The organism is Aquimarina muelleri DSM 19832, from assembly GCF_000430665.1.
Lineage (GTDB): Bacteria > Bacteroidota > Bacteroidia > Flavobacteriales > Flavobacteriaceae > Aquimarina > Aquimarina muelleri.
The window spans coordinates 135,280-157,117 of sequence record NZ_AUML01000005.1 but is presented as its reverse complement, the minus strand read 5'-3'; the positions used below and the strand labels follow the sequence as shown (position 1 = coordinate 157,117).

The window sequence follows — 21,838 nt, the reverse complement described above, 5'->3', positions numbered from 1 at the left end:
ACAGATATAAAGTGATTTAAGGTTTTGAATCTACTTTGTCTAGAATGCTGTAAACGCACAAACCCTCTCTTTTATAAAGAGAGGGTTTAGTAATTATATATTTTTTGTGTCCCCCGACACAAGCGAATTAACAAACCTGTTTAAAACAGATAAAATCCAATTATTCCCTTTTATATAATTACTAGCAAGCAAGCAAAAATTTTTCTGCCCTGACAATACTTTTATATAGCTTAGAGTTACATATTAGAAAATATAGAAGCCAGATATTAAAATGATTTTGTGTGGTGTAAAGTGTGAAGTTGTTATAAGCAAGACGAATATATGGATTTAATTTAATAAATAACTTTTATTATTAACATTTTTTTAAGAATTTTTAGCATTAGTATATTAATTAGTTATTTTTTGTTTTTTAAAGTAGTGTTTATCTAATACGATTTACGAATAAAAATCTCGCATATAATCGCATTCTTTTTCTACTATATTTTCTTCATAAAATTAAACAATAGCTATGGCTATTGTTTAATTTGATTCATCAATCTAGCGAAAAATTTTTGCAATTATTTATACGCAATTCTCATCCGTAAATCGTATAACACATATCAGATGGGAAAATAGCACCAGGAGAATTACTATATAGTAGCCATATAAAAAATGAAAATCCAATATTTAGTTGATTAAATACTGATTTTTTAAAAAGGTGTAGGGGGTGTTTAAAATTGCTATTGCAATAATATTGATCTTATAGTACAAGGTGCAAAAAAATTAAAGTAGTGAGACAGTTGTATTTACTTTAAAATAATAACAGGCAAAATATGTAACATATTGGATTAGATTTTTAAATGAAATCACTTCAAAAAACGATGTTATTTTTAGAATAGAAATCGGAAGTAATTTTATTGTCATCATATAGAAATTATAAAACCCTCAAAACAAATTGCTTTGAGGGTTTTTTTGAAAACACTTATATTTATTTATTCTTTGATAAATCTTTTCGTGATAGTTTCCTTTTTGGAAGTAACAGAAATAAAGTACAATCCAGATGGAATATCATTTAATTCTACTCTTTTTTCAGAAGCTATACCCTTTTTTACCATTTGACCAATTTGATTAACTATTCTAAAGCTAGCAGAATTAGAATCATTCATTTGGATCATGATAAAACTTTTTGCAGGACTTGGATAAATTACAAGACCAGTATTTCTAAGTTCTGTTATACTAGAATTAGTAGTTACATCACTATTCATGATATTTGTTTGCTCTCCACCTACACAAAAGTTTTTAGTGTCTGTTGTAGTAAAAGATCCTCCTGATGCCAGAACAGTTGAGGTAGAACTATCTGTTAACTCATAAGATCCATTACCATAACTACAGCAAATACCATCGCCATGTATATCTTTAAAAACTAAAGTATAACACCCTTTATCCAAAGTTTTGTTAATTAAAAGAGTAGATCCGTCTGGTTCTGATCCATAAGTTCCTCCTGAGTGAACAACTTGATTATTAGAATCTTTAATCTCCCAACTAGTCTCTTCTGGATAATTATCGAATGTAATACTAAGTTTTATATCATGCATAGTTGGTGTACCACCACCATCACTAGTAATAACGACAGTGTAATCTTCTACTTCTCCATAAGAAAAAGATTCACAAGGAGTTGGGATTCCATTATATTTCATAGATACTCGCATTCTTGTATTTCCATCTTTCGCAGTTGTTGGTATAGTAAAACTTCCATTTACGGGAGTAGTTTTAGAAGCTGCTTTTGTCCATACTTGCTCTCCGGGATCTGCAAAATCGCCATCCTGATTATAATCAATCCATACAGAGTATCCTTCGTTATAGGTTGTTGTCTTAGGCCATGTTGGTGTAATGGTTATTGTATTAGAACTTCCTTTAGATAGGTTTGTAGATTCTGTTGTAAAATCGCTATATCCACCAGTTCCAGCAGTTGAAGTTTTGTTAATAGTACCTAAAACAACTTTGCTTATATATTCATAAGAAGCATCTTTTCCGTTAGATGCGCAATAAGTTGTTGGATTGGGGTTGTCATCAGTAGTAGTAAAGTTTGTAGATGCACTATATTCAGAAACAGTACCATCATTACATTTACTTCTTACTTGCACTTCATATGTTGTAGAAGCTGTTAAGCCAGAAATTACTTTAGAAGTTCCATTTTCTTCAGAAGTAGTCCAAGAAGTAGCACCTGTTTGGCGATATCTTAAATCGTATGTTGCAGAAGGAACAGCAGTCCATCGAATAGTAGAAGAAGTAGCTCCTACATTAGAAGAATTTACTCCAGTTGGTACTGTAGCAGTACATACTGGAGGAGTTCCTGTTAGCCCAGTAACAATAAGTGAAAAATTTTGACTTCCTCCTGTTAATGTTCCTTTGTGAGTAACTGTAATAGTATAGGTTCCTGTAGCATTAACGATATCTACTCTTTCATAAGGATCTACGGTATTGTCTCCAGTACTATTTGTATTCACACTAGTAAGTTTGTATGGATTAGATGTAGTAGAACCTTTTGTAACTCTAATGTCTAAATCATTTACTAATACAGGAGTATTAGAATTTGTTGCAGTTACAGCAGTTCCTGCTCTATCTGTCCAAGAAATAGATGCTAGTAAAGGACTGCTACCGTCTGAATCAACAGTGATAGTGTAGGATTGACCATTTGTTAATGTAAGTTCTTCTATTTTTGAAGAAGTTCCTTTATTGGTAATTGCTTCTGCAGCAACTTTGGCGTTTAATAAGCCCCATCCATGTACCGCATCTGGTCCTGCAGGTCCAATATCATCGGCAGTATGAAGAGCTAAACCTTTTAAGGTTGCCGCTTTCATAAAACTTCCATTATTAGTATTGTAATGCTGTTGTAACAATAAAAGAGTACCTGTTACATTTGGAGATGCCATTGAAGTACCAGAAATACTGTTATATGCCGTATCACTATTGTCGTATGTAGAGTACACTCCAGTTCCATTACCTGTAATATCTGGCTTAATTCTATAATCATCGGTTGGACCTTCGCTACTACCACTATTTATGGTTACACTATTTAATACTCCGTCATTATTAATATTAGCATCTTGTGCATTAGCAACTACTAAATTATTTTTAGAAGTAGAGTGTCCAGTCAATTTATCATAAGAAGAATTTCCATCTAGTGGCTGAGCATTTGAATTATTGTCATTTCCATCATTACCAGCTGCTACTACCATAAGATAAAAAGGAGCGTTATACATAATTTCATCCCATGTTCTGGATTCATCTATATATGCTCCAAAATATTGATCTGGAACCGCACTAGCTCTAAAACCATAAGAATGATTGGATAAAAGCATACCATTTGCTGCAGCTGTAGTTGCTTCAGCAGCATCATTATTCCAATCATTTGTTTTAGCTTTTGCTTGAGGAGCCATTCCTTTGGCATTGGCTTTTACACCAGAGGCAACTATTGTTCCTGTTACATGTTGAGCATGAAAACTGTTACCATTAAGAGTTGTAACACCGTCACTAATAATAACTCTGTTATTTCCTCCAGCACCATCAAATTCCTGATGAGTTGGTCTTGTTGCTCCACCATCCCATACATGAGCGGTCATGTTTTGCCCATCTAGATTTAGACCTAGAGATCCTCCAGAGTTTAAATGATTTGCCCTAGTAGATCTTGCAGCAGCTACATTAAATGTAGTATAATAAATAGGGCTACCATCTTCTGCTAATCTTTGTAGTTCAGAAAAGCTTCCATTAGCATTTGTCATTTTGATTTGCCATCCATTTTTTTTCGCAGCTGTTATAGCTTCTTTTCTTTGTAATGTAGATTTGTTGGCAGTTTCTTTTTGTAATTGATGTAACTTGGATAAATTACTTTGTTGTGCAATTTGTACTTTTTGCTGGGGTGTTTGAGCATAAATCCCACCAGATAAAAAAACCATTGCCGAAACAATAATAATATTAAGTTTTGGGTTTGTACTTTTGTCAAAGCCCAATGAAGAAATAAGGCTTTTGTAGCTTTTTTTCATTTTTATTAAATTTGAGTTAGTGTTTGTTTTAATCCTTTATAAAATATTCAGGAATTAATCAAAATTCTTAAAATATTATCAATAAAAAAAAGTTTTTCGATTAAGAGATGAAAAATCAAGCCATAAAACATTTACAAATCATGAACCGAGGATTTGTATCTGCTTACCATATTATTTCGTAAGAAAAAGCTTTCTTTTGTTCTTGATTATAAGGGTTTTTCAAAAAAATCTAAGGTTCTTTTTTCGTTATAGTAGATTCCATTAGGTAGATAAAAACCTACATGACCACCATAATCAGGGATTTCCAAAAATAAATTAAGATTGTTCTTAGCCTCATCAATAGGATAACAAAGATCTCCTAAAAAAGAATCATTCTTAGCATTTAAAATTAAAGTAGGCTTTTGTATATTTTTGAGAAATTGTTTAGAACTACATTTGGAATAATAATCCATAGCATCTTTATAACCATGTGCTCTACTGGTATATAAATTATCGATGTCCTGAATAGATGTACAGTTTTTAATCTCTGATTTACTCAAAATATCAGGAAAATGAATTTGGCGACTGTATAATTTTTTCTTTAGATGTTTAATAAAACGTTTTTGGTAGATGTAATTTTTCGGTTTATTAATTTCAGTTAAGGAGTCATAAAGATCGCATGGGACAGAAATGGCAACTGCACTTTTTATTTCCTTAGGTAAAGGTCGATCTTCTCCTAAATATTTGAGTACTATGTTTCCGCCTAAACTAAATCCACATATCGATATATTATCATATCTATATTTTATAACAATATACTGTATGATTTGATCTAAATCCTCACTAACTCCCGCATTATAAGATTTATATAACCTATTTGTTTCACCACTACAATTTCTAAGGTTTATAGATACAGAATCCCAGCCATTATTATTTAAATATTTAGTAAGGCCAAGCATATATTGTCTTTGCCCATTACCCTCTAAGCCATGAACGATTACCGCAATTTTTTTTGAGTTTTGTACAGAAGCATAACTCCAGTCTAAATCCATAAAATCGCCATCTTCTAATTCTACCCGTTCTCTTTTTTGTGATACCCCTTTTACTTTTCTGAATATATTAGGATAGATAGTAGATACGTACCCATTTCTAAATGGTATAGAAGGTTTGTAATTCGAGGTAATTATTGGCATTAGTATAAGATATTATCTTTTGTTTGTTCTTTTTCAGGTAAACCTTTTTCATTCAGTATCTTTTCCAAGATCAATTTCAAAAGTTTTATAAACACCCCTATGGGTGCATTATTTGTTTTATCTCCAAAATGGATCTTCACTATTACAAACATGCAATAATTTTTCTTAAAGAAAAATATAATACATTTGAAACATAAAAAAATAACATAACAAAAAAGTATTAGATGTTTGCTATTAGCTAACTAAGCAAATAGTTTAATTAAAAGAAAATCATTATGTTTTTGTAGAATGTTTTTTTAGGTAGGTGACTACCTATTAATTGTATAAAATTTATGTGTTTACTGGGTAGATGTATGAAAAACCTTCTTAAATCTCAAAAGGAATTGAAAAGATAAAAGATAAGCAGAAAAATTATCATCCCATTACAAGGCAAGAATTATATTCATAAAATTTTAGTAGAGGCGCGTAGCATATTATAAAGCTATTAATAAAAGAATAAGTAATGAGATATTCAATACTACAAATAACAACAAATCAAGCAGAACAAATATTAGAACAATTGTATGGTATTGAAGGAAAAGCCTTGTTACTTCCTGGAGAAATTGATTTTAATTTTAGAATTAAAATCAAAAATGAGGAAGGGTATATCCTGAAAATATCAAGACCCGATGAAGATGAAAATTATCTTGAATTTCAACAACAATTATTACAATATATTGCCCATAACGGAAAAGGTTTAATTGCTCCAAAAGTAATCAAGGATACTAAAGGAAGTACTATTTCTGAAATTACCGATGAATATGGAAATAGACGTAAAATACGGCTGTTATCTTGGATAAGTGGTAGAGTGTGGAGCACTGTAAATCCACAGTTAGATGCATTGCGATATAGTTTAGGGGAACAATGTGGATTGTTAACTGGTGCCTTACAAGGATTTGATCATCCTAAAGCTCATCGAGAGTTTGTATGGGATGTCGCTCAATCTTTATGGACCAAGGAATACTTACATCTGTTTGAAGGGGAAGAAAAAGATATTATTTCTTTTTTTCAAAATAGATTTGAGACCTCTCAGAGTACCTATTCTATGCTCAGAAAAGCAGTCGTTCATAACGATGCTAATGATAATAATGTTATTGTCTCCAAGGATGTAATCGATCCAAAAGTTACAGCAGCAATAGATTATGGAGATGCAATACACACACAGATTATAAATGATGTAGCGATTGCTTGTGCATATGCGATAATGAATTATAACGACCCATTAGAAGCTACTTTACCAATATTACAGGGGTACTATTCTTCTTTTCCTTTAAGTGAAGATGAATTAAAACATCTGTACATATCCATAGCAATGCGTTTAGTAATTTCGGTAACTAAGTCGGCTATTAATAAAACTCAAGAGCCAGATAACGAATACTTATTGATTAGCGAAAAATCGGCATGGGAAGTATTAAAAAAGTGGAAAAATATTAGTGAAGAATATGCCTATTATAGCTTTAGAAATGCTTGCGGATATTCAGTACACCTCAATCAAAAGATGTTTACCTCTTGGATAGAGGATAATATCTTTTCTTTATCCGACCTATTTCCATCAGTACAAAAAAATGACGTTTATCTATTAGATTTAAGTGTATCTAGCAAATGGGTTGGACACCAACAAGAATTTAATGATTTAGAATTATTTCAATTTAAAATTAACCGTCTTCAAAAGGAAAATCCAGATAAGATTATCGCAGGAGGATATCTAGAACCTAGAGCTTTATATACATCAGATTCTTATGATAAAATAGGGAATAGTGGAAGAGAAAGTAGAACAATACATCTTGGAGTAGACTTTTGGCTACCAGCAAACACACCTGTTCACGCATTGTTTGATGGAGAAGTTATAACAACATTTAACCATACAGGAGATAAAAATTATGGAGGATTAATTATACTTAAGCACGAAGAAGAATCCATAGTATTTTATACGCTATACGGACATTTGACCATAGATAGTGCCATGCAAAAAAAGAATGGTGATATCCTAAAAAAAGGGGAATGTATTGGATATCTGGGGGATTCGACTCAAAATGGAAATTGGGTACCACATTTACATTTTCAGATTATGCATTCTATGCTAGACTATTCCATAGATTTTCCTGGAGTAGCATATTATAATCAATTAGAAGTATGGAGAGGGATATGTCCAGACCCAAATTCTTTATTCAAATTAAAAAACCTAAATGCTAAAAAGGATATTACTAATAAAGAATTGATCTCCTACAGAAAAAAGCATTTAGGAAAAAGCTTGAGTTTACAGTACAAAGAGCCTATAAAAATGGTGCGTGGATCAGGACAATATCTTATAGATCAATACGGTAAAAAATACTTGGATACGGTAAATAATGTAGCTCATGTAGGACATGAAAACTATGCTGTAGTCAAAGCAGGCCAAGAACAAATGGCTTTGATTAATACCAATTCTCGTTATTTGCATGATAATATTAACGAATTAGCAAAGGAACTTATAGAAACCCTGCCACCAGAATTAAATGTATTGCATTTTGTTAATTCAGGAAGTGAAGCTAACGAACTAGCTATTCGAATGGTTAAAGCTGTAACTGGTGAACGAGATATCATAGCGTCAGAAATTGGTTACCACGGAAATGCTAATATGTGTATCGATATTAGTTCTTATAAATTTGATGGTAATGGAGGTAATGGAGCACCAGAGCATACTCAAATATTTCCTTTGCCAGATGCCTATAGAGGTAAATATAGAGGAAAAAATACAGGAACGCAATATGCGCTAGAGGTTCAGAAATGTATTGATATAACACATAAAAAAGGAAGAGGAGTTGGAGCCTTTATTATAGAGCCTATTATAAGTTGTGGAGGTCAAATTGAATTACCCGACGGTTTTTTACCTAAAGCTTATGAATATACTCGTGCAGCAGGGGGATTATGTATTTCTGATGAAGTACAAGTAGGATGCGGAAGAGTAGGGAAAAATTTTTGGGGATTTCAGTTGTATAATGTAGTTCCTGATATTGTAACTATAGGAAAACCTTTAGGTAACGGACATCCATTGGCAGCTGTTGCTTGTACGCAAGAAGTAGCAGATAAATTTGCTAATGGAATGGAATATTTTAACACCTTTGGTGGAAACCCGGTTTCTTCGGCTATTGGAGCCGAGGTTATTAAAACAATAAAACGAGATAAACTACAACAGCATGCTTTAGAAGTTGGAGAATTCTTAAAAGGAGAGTTAAAAAAATTAGCCGTAAAATATCCAATTATAGGAGATGTTCGTGGGCAAGGACTATTTCTGGGTTTTGAACTAGTCGATGATAATATGAATCCTTTGGCAGAACAAACAAGTTATTTGGCAAATAGAATAAAAGATCATGGAATTTTAATGAGTATTGATGGCCCTGATCATAATGTTTTGAAAATTAAACCTCCAATGGTTTTTAACAAAGAAAATGCACAAGAATTAGTTTTTTATCTAGATAAAGTATTTGCAGAAGATTATATGCAAAGTATTTTGTAATGGTAAGAAGCGAAATATAATAAGATAGATAGTCTATATAAGAAGTGCATTGATTTTTTAACAATTCTATATTATGCACGCATAATAAATGTTTTGTATTTTTGTTTTTCATAAAAAAAAGAATACGATGTATCTAAAAGACTTTGAAATTAGGTGGAATGATATTGACGCTAACCGACATTTAGCGAATAAATCTTATATAGAATTTGCAGCACATACAAGAATGGCTTTTCTAATAGAAAAAGGATTTGATCAGCAGTCACTAGCTAAATTTAATATAGGTCCTGTAGTCTTTTATGAACATATTTATTACTTTAAAGAGGTTTTTTATGGTAGACCAGTTAAAGTTTCTTTAGAAATCACAGGGTTAAGTGAAGATGGAAAATTTTTTGAATTTAGACACAGATATTACGATTATAAAGGACGTAATTTTGCTCAATGTGAAATGATGGGTGCTTGGATAGACCTAGGAAGCCGTAAGTTAATCTCTCTCCCTGAAGAGATGCAAGAATTTTTGAATAAAGTAGAACGTCCTAAGGATTTTAGGGTTCTTACTAAAGAAGATACTAGGAAATTTGCAAAAACTCCAGTGGATTTAGACTAGGCTTTTTGGTTTTTTTGTAACTAAATAAACTCCAACAAAAATTAGTAAAGTTGCAATGATTTTAATTAGATCTAGTTTATCTTTTCCTAGACCTATAGCGAATACAGAGGCTAGTAAAGGTTGTAGGTAAATAAAAACAGCCACTGTAGTTGGTTTTAGTTCTCTAATAGCAAAAATATTAAGGACATAAGTTCCAAAAGTAGCAAATACAATCACATAACCAATCTTAAGAAATCCTTCTATCGGTATTAAATTAGGTTCGATTTCTAGTAGTTGAGAAAAACCAAAAGGTAATACAAACAAGAAACCTATACCATACATCCATTTCATAAAAGTGAATGGATGATATTTTTGAGTAATTTTTTTAACGATTATTATATAACAAGCATAAGAAGCAGCATTTATAAATACCAAAAAATTACCTAATGTAGGATTTGTTGCACTGTCAGGACTTCCAGTTCCATAAAGTATAATAAGTAATGCACCAGAAAGCCCTACTAAAACACCTAATACTTTTAGAACTCTTATTTTTTCTTTCAAAAATATTGTAGCTAATACTAGAACTAGTATCGGGGCAGTAACCATTAAAACAGAGGCGTTTATTGGAGTTGTAAGATTTAAACCTTCAAAAAAAGCAAGCATATTTATTCCTACACCAAATAAAGCAGCAAGAGCAATACGAAGAAAATCTTTACGAATTATTTTTTCTTTAGGGCCTAAAAAACTAATGCCCCAAAAAAGTAAAAAAGCACCAAATACACGTATAACAATAAAACCAAAAGGTTCTATATAGTGAGGCATTACATCTTTAGCAATAGTATAATTTGCACCATAAAATACAGCAACAAAACTAGCTGCAATAAGTGCGAGGGTTCTTTTACTCATGAATTAGATTGCTAACTTGGCAGCTTCTATTGTTTTTTTAGTATTCCCCACAAAAATCTGATCATTAATCACAATAACTGGGCGTTTTAAAAATGTATAATGCTCTAGAATTAAATTTTTATAATCTTTTTCTGTTAAATTTTGGCTTTTAAGATCACGCTCTTTGTATAATCTGGCACGTTTGCTAAACAAAACCTCGTAACTTTCTGTTAACTTTTGCATTTCATCTAATTGTTCTGTGGTAATGTGCTCTTTTTTAATATCCTGTAAAACAAAATCCGAAGGGATATTTAATTCTTCAATAATTCGTTTACAAGTATCACAAGTAGATAGGTAGTATATTTTTTTCACAATAGACTAATTTAAGTGTCAAAATCATCACAAAGGAAATTCATTTCACAATTAAAACTCATATTTTTGGGTAAAAATTATGAAATACATTATAACTATAAGTTTTAAGTAAGATAATCCTTGGCAAATTTATACCCGTGCAGAGCACAGTCGAAATATAACTCTTGAAAACAATAAAATTAACAAATATACTATGCAAGATCCTATAGCAATTACACGTGTTAATCGAAAAGCATTAGAAAAAATACTAGATAACTATTCTTTAGAACAGCTAAATAAAGTTCCCGAAGGATTTAAAAATAATCTAATCTGGAATGTAGCCCATGTTGTGGTAACCCAACAATTGTTGGTGTATAAGCTAAGTGGGTTACCAATGATGATTGATGATAAAATAGTAGATTTATATAAAAAAGGAACAAAAACAGAAAGACCAGCTACTGCGTTAGAAGTAGCAGAGATAAAAGAGCTTTTATTCACCACATTAGATAAAACTGAAAAGGATTTGCAAAATGGAATTTTTAAGAATTTTAATGATTATGAAACCAGTACAGGTTTTGTTTTAAAAACGGTTCAGGATGCGATAAACTTCAATAATTTTCATGAGGGAATTCATCTAGGATATATCCTTGCACTTAAAAAATCTATTTAATTTTTTTTTAACGAAAATTATAAGATCATTATTTAAATAAAGAAGAAGATCTTTTGTGTTAGAAAATTTCGATAGCAAAAAATAAAGCAACTTCTTCTTTATTTAATTTAATTTTAATAGGCCCTTCAGCATAAGAGCTAATCTCGTATGGATTATAATATAAAATAACATCAGTATCTGTAAATCCTATGTTTTCTGGTAAACGAAAAACATCATCTTCAAAAAAGAAACCAGTACTATTAATAGATTCGTTTTGAGCAATCTCATTTTTGGATCTAAATACTTTTTCAGCATACTCTTTAAACTTTTTATAATCCTTAAATAATCTTTCGTTCGAAAATCGTTCGCCAGTTTTTTTATCTATATTTAGATATATAATTCCTCCATAGCCATGAGCCCCACCAGTAAAAACGTAAAAATCCATTATTAAAGAAATTACATTTTTCCCTTGAAAATCAATTTCACAATCAATATTAGCTTCATAAGGAACGGTCTCATCAGGGTACTCATTGATAATAGCTTGATAAGAATTGTTAAACTGTTCAATTGCCTTTTTTAGGTTAGGCTCTGGTGTATTTTTATCTATGTTTAAAATATTACAAGCTACAGTTTCAATTTCTTTATTTATATTTTTAGCATTTATATTACCCTCTACTGTTTTTAAAAGGTTGATCTCTAATAGTGCACAGTCTGTGTTTCTACAATTTATTAAAGTATCTGTGGTGAAATTTTGTTTCACAAAAGTGAAAGATTCTTTGTTGTCACAACCATATAAGCCCAAGAAAATAAATAATATATAAATGAATTTTTGGTTGGTGTTAGTTTTTGTGTTAATCATCTACTAAAGGTGTTTATTGAAATATGATTAGAACGAATTAAATCATACATTTGTGCTGTTTTTTAGCGTAAAATCAGCAAGTTAATTTATTCTTGTTAGAAATTATTATATAGATGAAATTTAACACTAAAACAATTCATGGAGGGCAACAACATGATCCAGCATATGGTGCGGTTATGCCACCTATATATCAAACCTCTACTTACGCACAAACTACTCCTGGCGGGCACAAAGGATTTGAATACAGTAGAACTCATAACCCAACAAGAAAAGCATTAGAAGACTCCTTTGCTAGTATAGAAAACGGGAAATTTGGATTGGCTTTTGGATCTGGTTTAGCTGCAATTGATGCAGTAGTTAAATTATTAAAATCTGGTGATGAGGTTATCTCTACAAACGATTTATACGGAGGAACATATCGTTTGTTTACAAAAATATTTGAAGGTTTTGGAATTAAATTTCATTTTATAGGGATGCAAAATGCCGATAAAATCGAACAATATGTAAATGATAATACGAAGTTGATTTGGGTAGAAACACCAACAAACCCAATGATGAATATTATTGATATAAAAGCAGTTGCTAGAGTGTCAAAAAAACATAATCTTTTATTAGCGGTAGATAATACATTTGCTACTCCATATTTACAAAGACCATTAGATCTTGGGGCAGATATAGTAATGCATAGTGCAACTAAGTATCTTGGAGGCCATAGTGATGTGGTTATGGGAGCATTGGTCGTGAAAGATAAAAAATTAGCAGAAAAACTATATTTTATTCAAAATGCTAGTGGTGCAGTATGTGGACCACAAGATAGTTTTTTGGTTTTAAGAGGAATAAAAACCTTACATATACGTATGCAACGCCATTGTGAAAATGGAGAAGCTGTTGCAAAATACCTGAAAAATCATCCTAAAATAGAAAAAGTTTATTGGCCAGGTTTTGAAGATCACCCTAACCATAATATTGCTAAAGAACAGATGGATAGTTTTGGAGGTATGATTTCTTTTGTAACAAAAGGAAATGATTATGATAAAGCCATCCAAATTGTAGAAGATCTAAATTTTTTCACTCTTGCAGAATCTTTGGGGGGCGTAGAGAGCCTTGCAGGACATCCTGCAAGTATGACACATGCTTCTATACCAAAAGAAGAACGCGAAAAAACAGGAGTTGTCGATTCTTTAATTAGACTAAGCGTCGGAATTGAAGATGTTGATGATTTGATTGAAGACCTTAAACAAGCAATAGGTTAGCTAATTATTAAATAAAAAAAATAAACTTGTTTTTTTAAGAATATCATATATTTGACGTGATATTTCAACCTTTAGACAAGAATCTATTAATTCAATTAACATATGCAAGCAAAGATAGATGCATTTATGGAAGAAGTAAAGGCTCGTAACTCGCATGAGCCTGAATTCTTACAAGCAGTACAAGAAGTTGCAGAAACTGTAATCCCGTACATAGCTACCAAAGATATTTATAATGGTAAAAACATTCTGTTACGAATGGTGGAGCCCGAGAGAGCTATTACGTTTCGTGTACCTTGGGTAGATGATAAAGGAGAAATCCATGTAAATAGAGGATATCGTATTCAAATGAATTCAGCAATTGGACCCTATAAAGGAGGATTGCGTTTTCATCCAACAGTGAATATGAGTATCTTAAAGTTTTTGGCTTTTGAACAGGTTTTCAAAAATAGCTTAACTACGCTTCCAATGGGTGGAGGTAAAGGAGGATCTGATTTTGATCCAAAAGGAAAATCTGATGATGAAATTATGCGTTTTTGCCATAGTTTTATGAGTGAACTTTTTAGACATATAGGCGCTAATACAGATGTTCCTGCTGGAGATATAGGAGTAGGTGGTCGAGAGATAGGATTCTTATTTGGAATGTATCGCAAGTTGCGTAATGAATTTACAGGGGTGCTTACAGGAAAAGGATTAAGCTGGGGAGGATCCCTTATCCGTCCTGAAGCTACAGGGTATGGTAACGTGTATTTTGCACAAAATATGTTGAAAACCAAAGGAGATTCTTTTGAAGGAAAAATTATAACCGTTTCAGGTTCTGGAAACGTAGCACAATTTGCAGCCGAAAAAGCAACAGAATTAGGTGCAAAAGTAGTAACATTGTCCGATTCATCTGGGTATATTTATGATAAAGACGGTATTGATGCAGAAAAACTATCTTTTGTAATGGAGCTTAAAAATGTGAAAAGAGGACGTATTAGCGAATACGCTAGTAAATATCCGTCTGCAGAATTTCATGAAGGAAAAACTCCATGGGAGGTAAAATGTGATATAGCACTACCATGTGCTACTCAAAACGAATTAGATGGAGATGATGCCCAAAAGTTAATTGCTAATGGATGTGTATGTGTTAGTGAAGGAGCTAATATGCCAAGTACTCCAGAGGCTATTTTGGCTTTTCATAAAGCTAAAATTTTCTTTGCACCAGGTAAGGCATCTAATGCAGGAGGTGTAGCAACATCTGGATTAGAAATGACTCAGAATTCTTTACGTTATAATTGGACCAGAGAAGAGGTAGATGCTAAACTAAAACAAATTATGGAAGATATTCATACAGCTTGTTTAGAATATGGTACAGATGATAATGGATATGTAGACTATGTAAAAGGAGCAAATATTGCTGGTTTTGTAAAAGTAGCAGACGCAATGATAGCACAAGGAGTTGTGTAAATAAAACATTAAATAATTAAAAAAAGCCGTTTAAGTTGTATCTTGAATGGCTTTTTTTAATTAAAAATATATCTTTGCTACTTTTTTACAAAAATCTCTAAAAACTAAAACATAATGTTAAAAAAAATATGGAACCTTGGAAAATTGTTTTTTCTTTTGATATTGATTCTCACTAATTCGTGTAAAAAAGATGATGATGTACAAATTTTGAGCGCAAATAATTTTATTACATCTTTTAAATTAACGAGTGGAGGTTTTACAAAAAATTTTGAAATCAAAGAAAATAAAATAGAAGGATCTCTTCCATACACTGTTGACGAAATGGATATTTCTTTGGAAATAGTTATTTCAGATCAGGCAACTATTAGTCCCGATCCCAGAACAATTACAACAATTAAAGATCCAATTGATTTTGTTGTAACAGCAGAAGATGGCACCAAAAAAAGTTATACTGTTGAGATAAAGCGGGAGTTGAATTCTGAAAATTCTATTACGCTTTTTGAGATCAAAACAGCTTTTTTTGAAACTGAAGCAGATATTAATGAAAGTAATAATACTATACAGAAAAGACTATTGCCAAACACAGATTTACAATCCCTTAATCCTAAGATAATAATTTCAGATAGAGCTACAATAAGCCCAGATCCAAAAACTATTTCTGATTACACAAACCCTGTTACATATAAAGTCACTGCAGAAAATGGAGAAAGCAAAGAGTATACAATTGATCTTCAATTAATGAATGAAGAATATGTTGCGCAATGTGATATATCGAATGCAAGTAAATGGTTTGGAGGGGATGATAGAGTAGTACCTGATTATCCAGAAATAGGTCCTAGAAATGTAGGTACTGGTCAAGTTATACGTTTAGCAAAAGATACCTATCCAACAAAATTTGGTTTTTTGTTAAGAGAGCCTTTTAGAAGCGATCAAACTAATACACAATATATGGGAGATTTAGAATTAAAATTAAATATTAGAGATGTAAATGGAGTTATAGTTGCCTCTAAAAATGTGATGATAAACGGTCCTTTTGCTGGAGGTTGGATAGATTTTGATTTGGCATCGTTAAACTTACTTTTAAAAAAGAATACACAATATAATTTTACCTATTATTTGATTGATGGAGAAGTTCTTGGTGTTTCAAGCGGATCTGATGCTAATCTGAATGCAGATTCTGGTATTTGTGGTAGTACGGGATGGAGTGGTGAATCCAAGAAAAAAAATAATACAAGTTTAGAAGATTGGGAGGTTTGGTGGTCTCATGAGTGGCATTTTAATTTTAGATTAGAAGCAAAACAATAAATCTAAACACTAACTATTAAAAAAGCCGTTTAAGTTGTATCTTGAACGGCTTTGTTGATTATAGTAAAAACCTAGATATGATTAAAACACGAATCGCAAATAAGTTCGATATAAAAGGGGTTTTGACATTACAAGAAAAATACCTGTATAAAAACTTAACCGAACAGGAAAGAGATAGTGGCTTTGTAACAACACCATTTACAATACCCCAGATAGAAGAAATAATTGCACAAGACGGGCTTTTTATAGCAGAACACGAAACTTCAATAATTGCGTATGCTTTTGCAGGAAGCTGGGAGTACTTTAAACAGTGGGATATCTTTACTTTTATGATCTCTCGCTTCCCAAAGTTATCCTTTAATGAAAAGGAGATTACTACAAAAAACAGTTTTCAGTATGGGCCGGTTTGTATCGATAAAAACTATAGGGGGCAAGGTGTATTAAATCTTATTTTTGAAGAAATGAGAATAGAATTGTTTAAAAAGTACTCAGTTAGTATCACATTTATAAATAAAATAAATATAGTTTCAGAAAAGGCACATACCAAAAAATTAGGTTGGCAAATAATAGATGAGTTTAAATTTAATAACAACACCTATATAACCCTTGCTTTTGATATGAAAAACATCTGTTATTAATACATCAAATTAGATTCTTTTTTTTACATATTATAACATACAATGATTATCAAATCCCCTGCAATAGTTATACATTCCTTACGATATAGCGAGGCAGACTTAATTGTTTCATTATTTACCAAAACAAATGGATTACGATCCTATTTATTAAGAGGAGTTTTAAAATCTAGAAGAGGAAAAATAAGAGCTTCATTGTTTCAGCCTCTCACTTTATTAGAAATAGAAGCGTTTCATAAAGACAAAGGTTCTTTAGAAAGAATTAAAGAAGCAAAAATAAAAACAACTTATAAAACATTACATACGAATTTTGTGAAAAGTTCCCTTGTGTTCTTTATTTCTGAAGTTCTTAAAAATTCTATACATGAAGAAGAGGCTAATGTAGATTTATTTGAATACTTAGAAACAGTATTGATATGGTTAGACGAACATGAAACTATAGGAAATTTTCATATAGTTTTTTTAATTAAACTCACACAATATTTAGGTTTTTATCCAGATATCCCTATTGCAAAAGCAAACTATTTTAATATGTTAGAAGGTGTTTTTCAGTCTAGCAGCAATAATGCATATTGTATTGATGGACAACATATAGCGCAGTTTAAGTTTTTTTTAGGTAAAACATTTGAAGCAAGTATGTATATAAAATTATCTAAGGCAATACGTAGAGATCTTCTTGCTATGCTATTAGTATATTTTGAGTTACATTTGCATGGTTTTAAAAAACCAAAATCACTATCTGTTTTAAACGAAATTTTTAATTAGTATAATGCGATTAATCACACTCCTTTTATTTACTTTATTTTTTGTGTTGTCTACCAATGCTCAAGAAATAACAGTATATAGTACATCTAATAACGAGCCTATTCCTAATGTAGCTATTTATAATATAGACAAGTCTAAAAGTACCATTACTGATTTTTATGGGGTTGCAGATATATCGATTTTTTTAGAAACAGAGATTTTATATTTTACACATGTTTCTCATCTACAAACTCATATTCTTAAGTCAAAAATATCAAAATCAAATTCCGTATATTTAATATTAGACGAAAATCAACTTTCTGAGGTAATTATTTCTGTTTCAAAATGGGAGCAAGAACAAAAAGATGTAACACAAAAGATAGTAAGTATTAACTCTGATGAAATAGCATTTGCTACACCACAAACATCCGCAGATCTATTACAAAGTAGTGGTCAGGTATTTATTCAAAAAAGTCAATTAGGAGGAGGTAGCCCTATTATTAGAGGTTTTTCTACCAATCGATTATTGCTGGCAATAGATGGGGTGCGTATGAATACTGCAATTTTTAGAGGTGGAAATGTACAAAATGTAATATCTATAGACCCTTTTACAGTAGATAGAACCGAAGTTATCTTAGGACCAGGATCTGTAGTTTATGGTAGTGACGCTGTAGGAGGAGTATTAAATTTTTATACCACACGACCTAAATTTGCTTTACATGATAAAGATTGGTTTAGTGGTAATGCACAGGCTAGATATGCAAGCGCTAGTAATGAAAAGACTGGGCATGTAGATTTTAATATAGGATTAGAAAAATGGGCTTTTTTTACCAGTGCAAGTTATACTGATTTTGATAACTTAAAAATGGGTAGTCATGGTCCCGAAGAATATCTAAGAAATGAATATGTGGAGGTTTTAAATGGAGAAGATTTTGTTATTCAAAATGATAATCCAAAAGAACAAGTTTTTACAGGATATGATCAGATTAACTTGTTACAAAAAATACGTTTCGCTCCAAATAAAGAATGGGATTTTGAAGCAAGCCTTATGTATAGTGAAACTTCAGATTATCCTCGTTATGATCGTTTAATAAGACGTAGAAAAGGAAATTTAAGATCTGCAGAATGGTTTTATGGTCCACAAAAATGGTTTATGAGTAACCTACAAGCATTACATAAATCAAAAAGTTTGTTTTATGATGAAATGAAGGTTACTGCAGCATACCAATATTTTGAAGAGAGCAGGAACGATCGAGATTTTAGAAGTACCGTTTTTTCCAAAACCAAAGAACAAGTAGATGCATATTCATTAAATTTAGATTTTGAAAAAAAGTATACCGAAAAAACAACACTGTATTATGGTCTAGAATATGTTTTAAACCAAGTAAATTCAAACGGCGCTGAGTTTGATACACAAACGAATATGACAGTAGATGCGCCATCCAGATATCCAGACGGAGCTACCTGGCAATCTATTGCTGGATATGCTAGTATTAGACATAAATTTAGTGACAAACTAAGGTTTCAAGGAGGATTACGATATAATAGAATTATTTTATATTCAGAATTTGATACTAAATTTTTTGATTTTCCATTTACTGAAGGGAATATAGATACAGAAGCAGTAACTAGTACCGCAGGATTAAGCTGGTTGCCTAATGATATAATACAATGGAAATTGAATTTTTCTACCGCTTTTAGAGCACCAAATATAGATGATGTAGGTAAAATTTTTGATTCAGAACCAGGGTCTGTAGTGGTGCCAAATCCAAATATAAAATCTGAAAATGCGTATAATGGGGAATTAGGAGTGCGACTTAATTTGGATACTAATTTTTCTTTAGATTTATCTACATATTATACACATTTAGATGATGCCTTGGTGCGTAGAGATTTTAATCTTAATGGGGAGACACAAATTGAGTATGGGGGGGAGTTAAGTAATGTACAGGCTATTCAAAATGCGGCTAATGCCAAAATATATGGTTTTGAAGCTGGACTGGAATATAAGTTTTCCGAAAACTTAAAATTAATCTCTAAATACACTTTTGTTGGTGGGGAAGAAGAGCTGGATAACGGATCGACAGCTCCAGCGAGACATGTGTCGCCACAATTTGGAACAACAAAAATAAGTTATATCCTGCCCAAATTATCGATAGATGTGTTTTCTGTATATAATGGTAGTTTGAGTTTTGAGAATCTCTCTCCGTCAGAACAAAGTAAAGATTATTTGTATGCAACAGACCAAAACGGAAATCCGTATTCCCCATCCTGGTATACACTTAATGTAAGGACGCAATACCAAATAACAGAAAAATTAAAAAGTATACTATCTGTAGAAAACATTACAGATCAACGATACAGACCATACTCTTCTGGTATAGCTGCGGCAGGAAGAAATTTTATAGTATCCTTAAAATATACACTTTAATTTATATTGAAAAGTTTAATTCTGTAAGGCTTACCAAGAAAACAAAATATACTTTTAGAAGCATAGTTTGTGAGTTTGCTCTAAGGGTATTAATTATAAAAGAAAAGATCTGAAAAACACATTATTTATATTTGATATCGATGGAACACTTACCGATAGTGTACCGATGTATTTGATTTCGGTTACCAGAGCTTTGCTGGCTATAGGTATTTTGGATATTGATACCGATTATAATAATTACAAGCATCATACCGATAGCTATGCATTGCGATATAACTATGAGCGTAATTTTAAAGAACCCTTTCACAATAATTTAATAGAAGATTTAGAAATTAATCTTATAGATCAAATGAATACGTTTGATCCTGTAAAAGAAATTGAAGGAGCAAAATCCTTAATTACTTTTTTGAGAGAAAAAAAAGTATCATTTTGTTTTGCTACAGGAGCATTACCAAAACCTGCAATGATGAAGTTAGATCAATGTAGTATATGGTATGATGAAAGGGTGCTAGCTACATCAAAAACACATGAATCCAGAGAGGGGTTTGTTTTGGATGCAATCGAAAAAGCTAAAAGGTTCTATAATAACCCTCATTTTGATAAAATTATTTCTGTAGGGGACGGTATTTGGGATCTAAAAACAGCACAGAACTTATCCATTGATTTTATAGGAATAGGAGATAAAAATAAAATAGCTCTTTTAGAAAATGGTGCTAAAAAATGGTTTTCAAATTTAGAAGAATTTAAAAAATCATTAATTTCTAATTAATACACCTTATTTCTTTTTTAGTTTTTCTATCAAATTAGTATCGAATTCTTTTTTTAGCGCAGTAATTTCTTTAACATTTGCGTTAGGTATAGCGATAGATAATACATAATGTTTTATTTTCCATCCATCTGGTGTTTTTTGTAAAACACCACTACCACGACATATGCCCATTTGCGTATCTAACAGCTCATCAAACCATGCTAAATCTGATTTATCTTCAGTAAAAATATTCCTTTCTAGCGTAGAAAAACTCCAAGCTTTTCCTTTATCAAAATAAGGTTTTGCAAATGCTTTAAAATCAGTATTGAGCCAGTTTTCTGTAGCATCAGTACCTATAAAAATGGCATCTTCTGTCATGAGACTAAAATAAGCATCAAAATTTGCATCACTAGCAGCTTTATGCCATTGTTCTAAAGTAGTATAGATTTCACTGTTTTGTTGTGCAAAAGTGAAATTAAATACTAATATAGATAGGGATAAAATTATTTTTTTCATCTATTTATAGTTTTATAAGCCATCAATGAAATACCTATTATGTGCCTTCATAAGCTCTTAGATAGTTTTCCTGTATCTTCTTTAGATTCTCTTAAAAGTTCTTTTTCAATGTTTTCAGGTATTGCTAATGATAATTCATTAAGCTGAATAACGAGGCTGTTATATGCTTTGATTAATCGGATGTTTGCATCCATTATTTTTTTAGGATCAGGATTTTCCCTTTTCCCCAGTTCTTTTAATATATTTGTTTCTGTAGACAAAACACTTAGGCGGGATTTTATGGTGTTTTTCCTTAACTCTTGGGGCAAAGTTTCTTTAAAAGTGCCAATTAATAAATCAACACTATCTGCATATTTGTTTATATAAAAAGGGTTTGCGTTATGCATAGTTTTTACTATACTTTTAACATTTTGAAAATCATGAAAATTTTCTAGACTTTTAATAGCCTCAGGAGAAAGCTGTAAAATTTCTATTTTGACCTTTTCTTTAGAAAGGCTATCCAGTTTAGAGATAGGTTTTTCTTCTTGTGAGTTGGTAGCGCTTTGGTTTTGACATCCAAAACAAAGTAATATAATTCCTAAAAAAAGAAACGTTCGCATTCTGTGTTTTTTTGTAAAGACTCAAAAATAGGGTATTTATGTCAAAAAAATAGCACTATTGTTCTCAAAAAAGAAGATATATATACTCGTGTTAGTAGATGAAGT

General features: G+C 31.4%; 17 protein-coding genes. 10 read left to right on the top strand and 7 right to left on the bottom strand.

The features are described 5' to 3' along the window. Window positions 1–971 precede the first annotated feature (971 nt). A complete protein-coding gene (locus tag H527_RS21430; RefSeq protein WP_229809244.1) occupies window positions 972–4,022 on the bottom strand; it encodes a GEVED domain-containing protein in 3,051 nt (1,016 codons plus the stop codon). A gap of 206 nt (window positions 4,023–4,228) precedes the next feature. Further along, window positions 4,229–5,194 (bottom strand): YheT family hydrolase, encoded by a 966-nt coding sequence (locus H527_RS0104835; RefSeq protein WP_027411662.1) that lies wholly within the window; start codon window positions 5,192–5,194, stop codon window positions 4,229–4,231. A 502-nt stretch (window positions 5,195–5,696) separates the two neighbouring features. Here H527_RS0104835 and H527_RS0104825 point away from each other — a divergent pair. Together H527_RS0104825 and H527_RS0104820 are read left to right on the top strand one after the other, a co-directional pair. After that, on the top strand, window positions 5,697–8,729 hold the full coding sequence (locus tag H527_RS0104825; RefSeq protein WP_027411661.1) for an aminotransferase class III-fold pyridoxal phosphate-dependent enzyme: 3,033 nt from the start codon (window positions 5,697–5,699) through the stop codon (window positions 8,727–8,729). 127 nt (window positions 8,730–8,856) lie between these two features. Beyond that, entirely contained in the window at window positions 8,857–9,333 is a 477-nt protein-coding gene (locus H527_RS0104820) for an acyl-CoA thioesterase (RefSeq protein WP_027411660.1), read from the top strand. Here H527_RS0104820 and H527_RS0104815 read toward each other — a convergent pair. Both H527_RS0104815 and H527_RS0104810 read right to left on the bottom strand, forming a co-directional pair. Then, window positions 9,325–10,218, bottom strand: a complete 894-nt coding sequence (locus H527_RS0104815) for a DMT family transporter (RefSeq protein ID WP_027411659.1) — start codon at window positions 10,216–10,218, stop codon at window positions 9,325–9,327. The two genes, H527_RS0104820 and H527_RS0104815, sit on opposite strands and share 9 nt — an antisense overlap. 3 nt (window positions 10,219–10,221) lie before the next feature. Then, window positions 10,222–10,569 carry an arsenate reductase family protein gene (locus H527_RS0104810; protein ID WP_027411658.1) on the bottom strand — a complete coding sequence of 116 codons (348 nt, stop codon included), beginning with the start codon at window positions 10,567–10,569 and terminating at the stop codon, window positions 10,222–10,224. A 193-nt stretch (window positions 10,570–10,762) separates the two neighbouring features. Here H527_RS0104810 and H527_RS0104805 point away from each other — a divergent pair, with 193 nt between their 5' ends. Further along, window positions 10,763–11,218 carry a DinB family protein gene (locus H527_RS0104805; RefSeq protein ID WP_027411657.1) on the top strand — a complete coding sequence of 152 codons (456 nt, stop codon included), beginning with the start codon at window positions 10,763–10,765 and terminating at the stop codon, window positions 11,216–11,218. 58 nt (window positions 11,219–11,276) lie between these two features. Here H527_RS0104805 and H527_RS0104800 read toward each other — a convergent pair whose 3' ends face one another. Further along, on the bottom strand, window positions 11,277–12,056 hold the full coding sequence (locus H527_RS0104800) for a DUF3298 and DUF4163 domain-containing protein (RefSeq protein WP_027411656.1): 780 nt from the start codon (window positions 12,054–12,056) through the stop codon (window positions 11,277–11,279). Between the two features lie 113 nt (window positions 12,057–12,169). Here H527_RS0104800 and H527_RS0104795 point away from each other — a divergent pair, with 113 nt between their 5' ends. From H527_RS0104795 to H527_RS0104760, 7 genes are all read left to right on the top strand, one after another. Continuing rightward, window positions 12,170–13,309 carry a cystathionine gamma-synthase gene (locus H527_RS0104795; protein WP_027411655.1) on the top strand — a complete coding sequence of 380 codons (1,140 nt, stop codon included), beginning with the start codon at window positions 12,170–12,172 and terminating at the stop codon, window positions 13,307–13,309. A 102-nt stretch (window positions 13,310–13,411) separates the two neighbouring features. Continuing rightward, window positions 13,412–14,755, top strand: a complete 1,344-nt coding sequence (gene gdhA, locus H527_RS0104785) for an NADP-specific glutamate dehydrogenase (RefSeq protein ID WP_027411654.1) — start codon at window positions 13,412–13,414, stop codon at window positions 14,753–14,755. 114 nt (window positions 14,756–14,869) lie between these two features. Then, the gene (locus H527_RS0104780) at window positions 14,870–16,060 is read left to right on the top strand and encodes a DUF5018 domain-containing protein (protein ID WP_027411653.1); all 1,191 of its coding nucleotides are present in this window, start codon (window positions 14,870–14,872) and stop codon (window positions 16,058–16,060) included. Window positions 16,061–16,137: 77 nt separating this feature from the next. Further along, the gene (locus tag H527_RS0104775) at window positions 16,138–16,698 is read left to right on the top strand and encodes a hypothetical protein (protein WP_051316631.1); all 561 of its coding nucleotides are present in this window, start codon (window positions 16,138–16,140) and stop codon (window positions 16,696–16,698) included. 42 nt (window positions 16,699–16,740) lie between these two features. Next, window positions 16,741–17,460 carry a DNA repair protein RecO gene (recO, locus tag H527_RS0104770; protein ID WP_027411651.1) on the top strand — a complete coding sequence of 240 codons (720 nt, stop codon included), beginning with the start codon at window positions 16,741–16,743 and terminating at the stop codon, window positions 17,458–17,460. A 4-nt stretch (window positions 17,461–17,464) separates the two neighbouring features. Beyond that, on the top strand, window positions 17,465–19,870 hold the full coding sequence (locus tag H527_RS0104765) for a TonB-dependent receptor (protein WP_027411650.1): 2,406 nt from the start codon (window positions 17,465–17,467) through the stop codon (window positions 19,868–19,870). Between the two features lie 88 nt (window positions 19,871–19,958). Next, the gene (locus H527_RS0104760; protein WP_323054140.1) at window positions 19,959–20,639 is read left to right on the top strand and encodes an HAD family hydrolase; all 681 of its coding nucleotides are present in this window, start codon (window positions 19,959–19,961) and stop codon (window positions 20,637–20,639) included. Between the two features lie 6 nt (window positions 20,640–20,645). Here the strand turns inward: H527_RS0104760 and H527_RS0104755 are convergent, their stop codons facing one another. Next, complete coding sequence (locus H527_RS0104755) at window positions 20,646–21,134, bottom strand: nuclear transport factor 2 family protein (protein ID WP_027411648.1); 489 nt, start codon at window positions 21,132–21,134, stop codon at window positions 20,646–20,648. Window positions 21,135–21,181: 47 nt separating this feature from the next. Further along, window positions 21,182–21,733: a hypothetical protein gene (locus H527_RS0104750; RefSeq protein ID WP_027411647.1), complete on the bottom strand. Its 552-nt coding sequence runs from the start codon at window positions 21,731–21,733 to the stop codon at window positions 21,182–21,184. Window positions 21,734–21,838 lie beyond the last annotated feature (105 nt).

Excerpts from the sequence above, each read along its gene's own strand:
- H527_RS0104765 (WP_027411650.1), top strand. The coding sequence starts at position 17,465 with ATGCGATTAATCACACTCCTTTTATTTACTTTATTTTTTGTGTTGTCT.
- H527_RS21430 (WP_229809244.1), bottom strand. The coding sequence starts at position 4,022 with ATGAAAAAAAGCTACAAAAGCCTTATTTCTTCATTGGGCTTTGACAAA.
- H527_RS0104835 (WP_027411662.1), bottom strand. The coding sequence starts at position 5,194 with ATGCCAATAATTACCTCGAATTACAAACCTTCTATACCATTTAGAAAT.
- gdhA (WP_027411654.1), top strand. The coding sequence starts at position 13,412 with ATGCAAGCAAAGATAGATGCATTTATGGAAGAAGTAAAGGCTCGTAAC.
- H527_RS0104805 (WP_027411657.1), top strand. The coding sequence starts at position 10,763 with ATGCAAGATCCTATAGCAATTACACGTGTTAATCGAAAAGCATTAGAA.
- H527_RS0104815 (WP_027411659.1), bottom strand. The coding sequence starts at position 10,218 with ATGAGTAAAAGAACCCTCGCACTTATTGCAGCTAGTTTTGTTGCTGTA.
- H527_RS0104750 (WP_027411647.1), bottom strand. The coding sequence starts at position 21,733 with ATGCGAACGTTTCTTTTTTTAGGAATTATATTACTTTGTTTTGGATGT.
- H527_RS0104825 (WP_027411661.1), top strand. The coding sequence starts at position 5,697 with ATGAGATATTCAATACTACAAATAACAACAAATCAAGCAGAACAAATA.
- H527_RS0104780 (WP_027411653.1), top strand. The coding sequence starts at position 14,870 with ATGTTAAAAAAAATATGGAACCTTGGAAAATTGTTTTTTCTTTTGATA.
- H527_RS0104775 (WP_051316631.1), top strand. The coding sequence starts at position 16,138 with ATGATTAAAACACGAATCGCAAATAAGTTCGATATAAAAGGGGTTTTG.
- recO (WP_027411651.1), top strand. The coding sequence starts at position 16,741 with ATGATTATCAAATCCCCTGCAATAGTTATACATTCCTTACGATATAGC.
- H527_RS0104820 (WP_027411660.1), top strand. The coding sequence starts at position 8,857 with ATGTATCTAAAAGACTTTGAAATTAGGTGGAATGATATTGACGCTAAC.
- H527_RS0104755 (WP_027411648.1), bottom strand. The coding sequence starts at position 21,134 with ATGAAAAAAATAATTTTATCCCTATCTATATTAGTATTTAATTTCACT.
- H527_RS0104800 (WP_027411656.1), bottom strand. The coding sequence starts at position 12,056 with ATGATTAACACAAAAACTAACACCAACCAAAAATTCATTTATATATTA.
- H527_RS0104795 (WP_027411655.1), top strand. The coding sequence starts at position 12,170 with ATGAAATTTAACACTAAAACAATTCATGGAGGGCAACAACATGATCCA.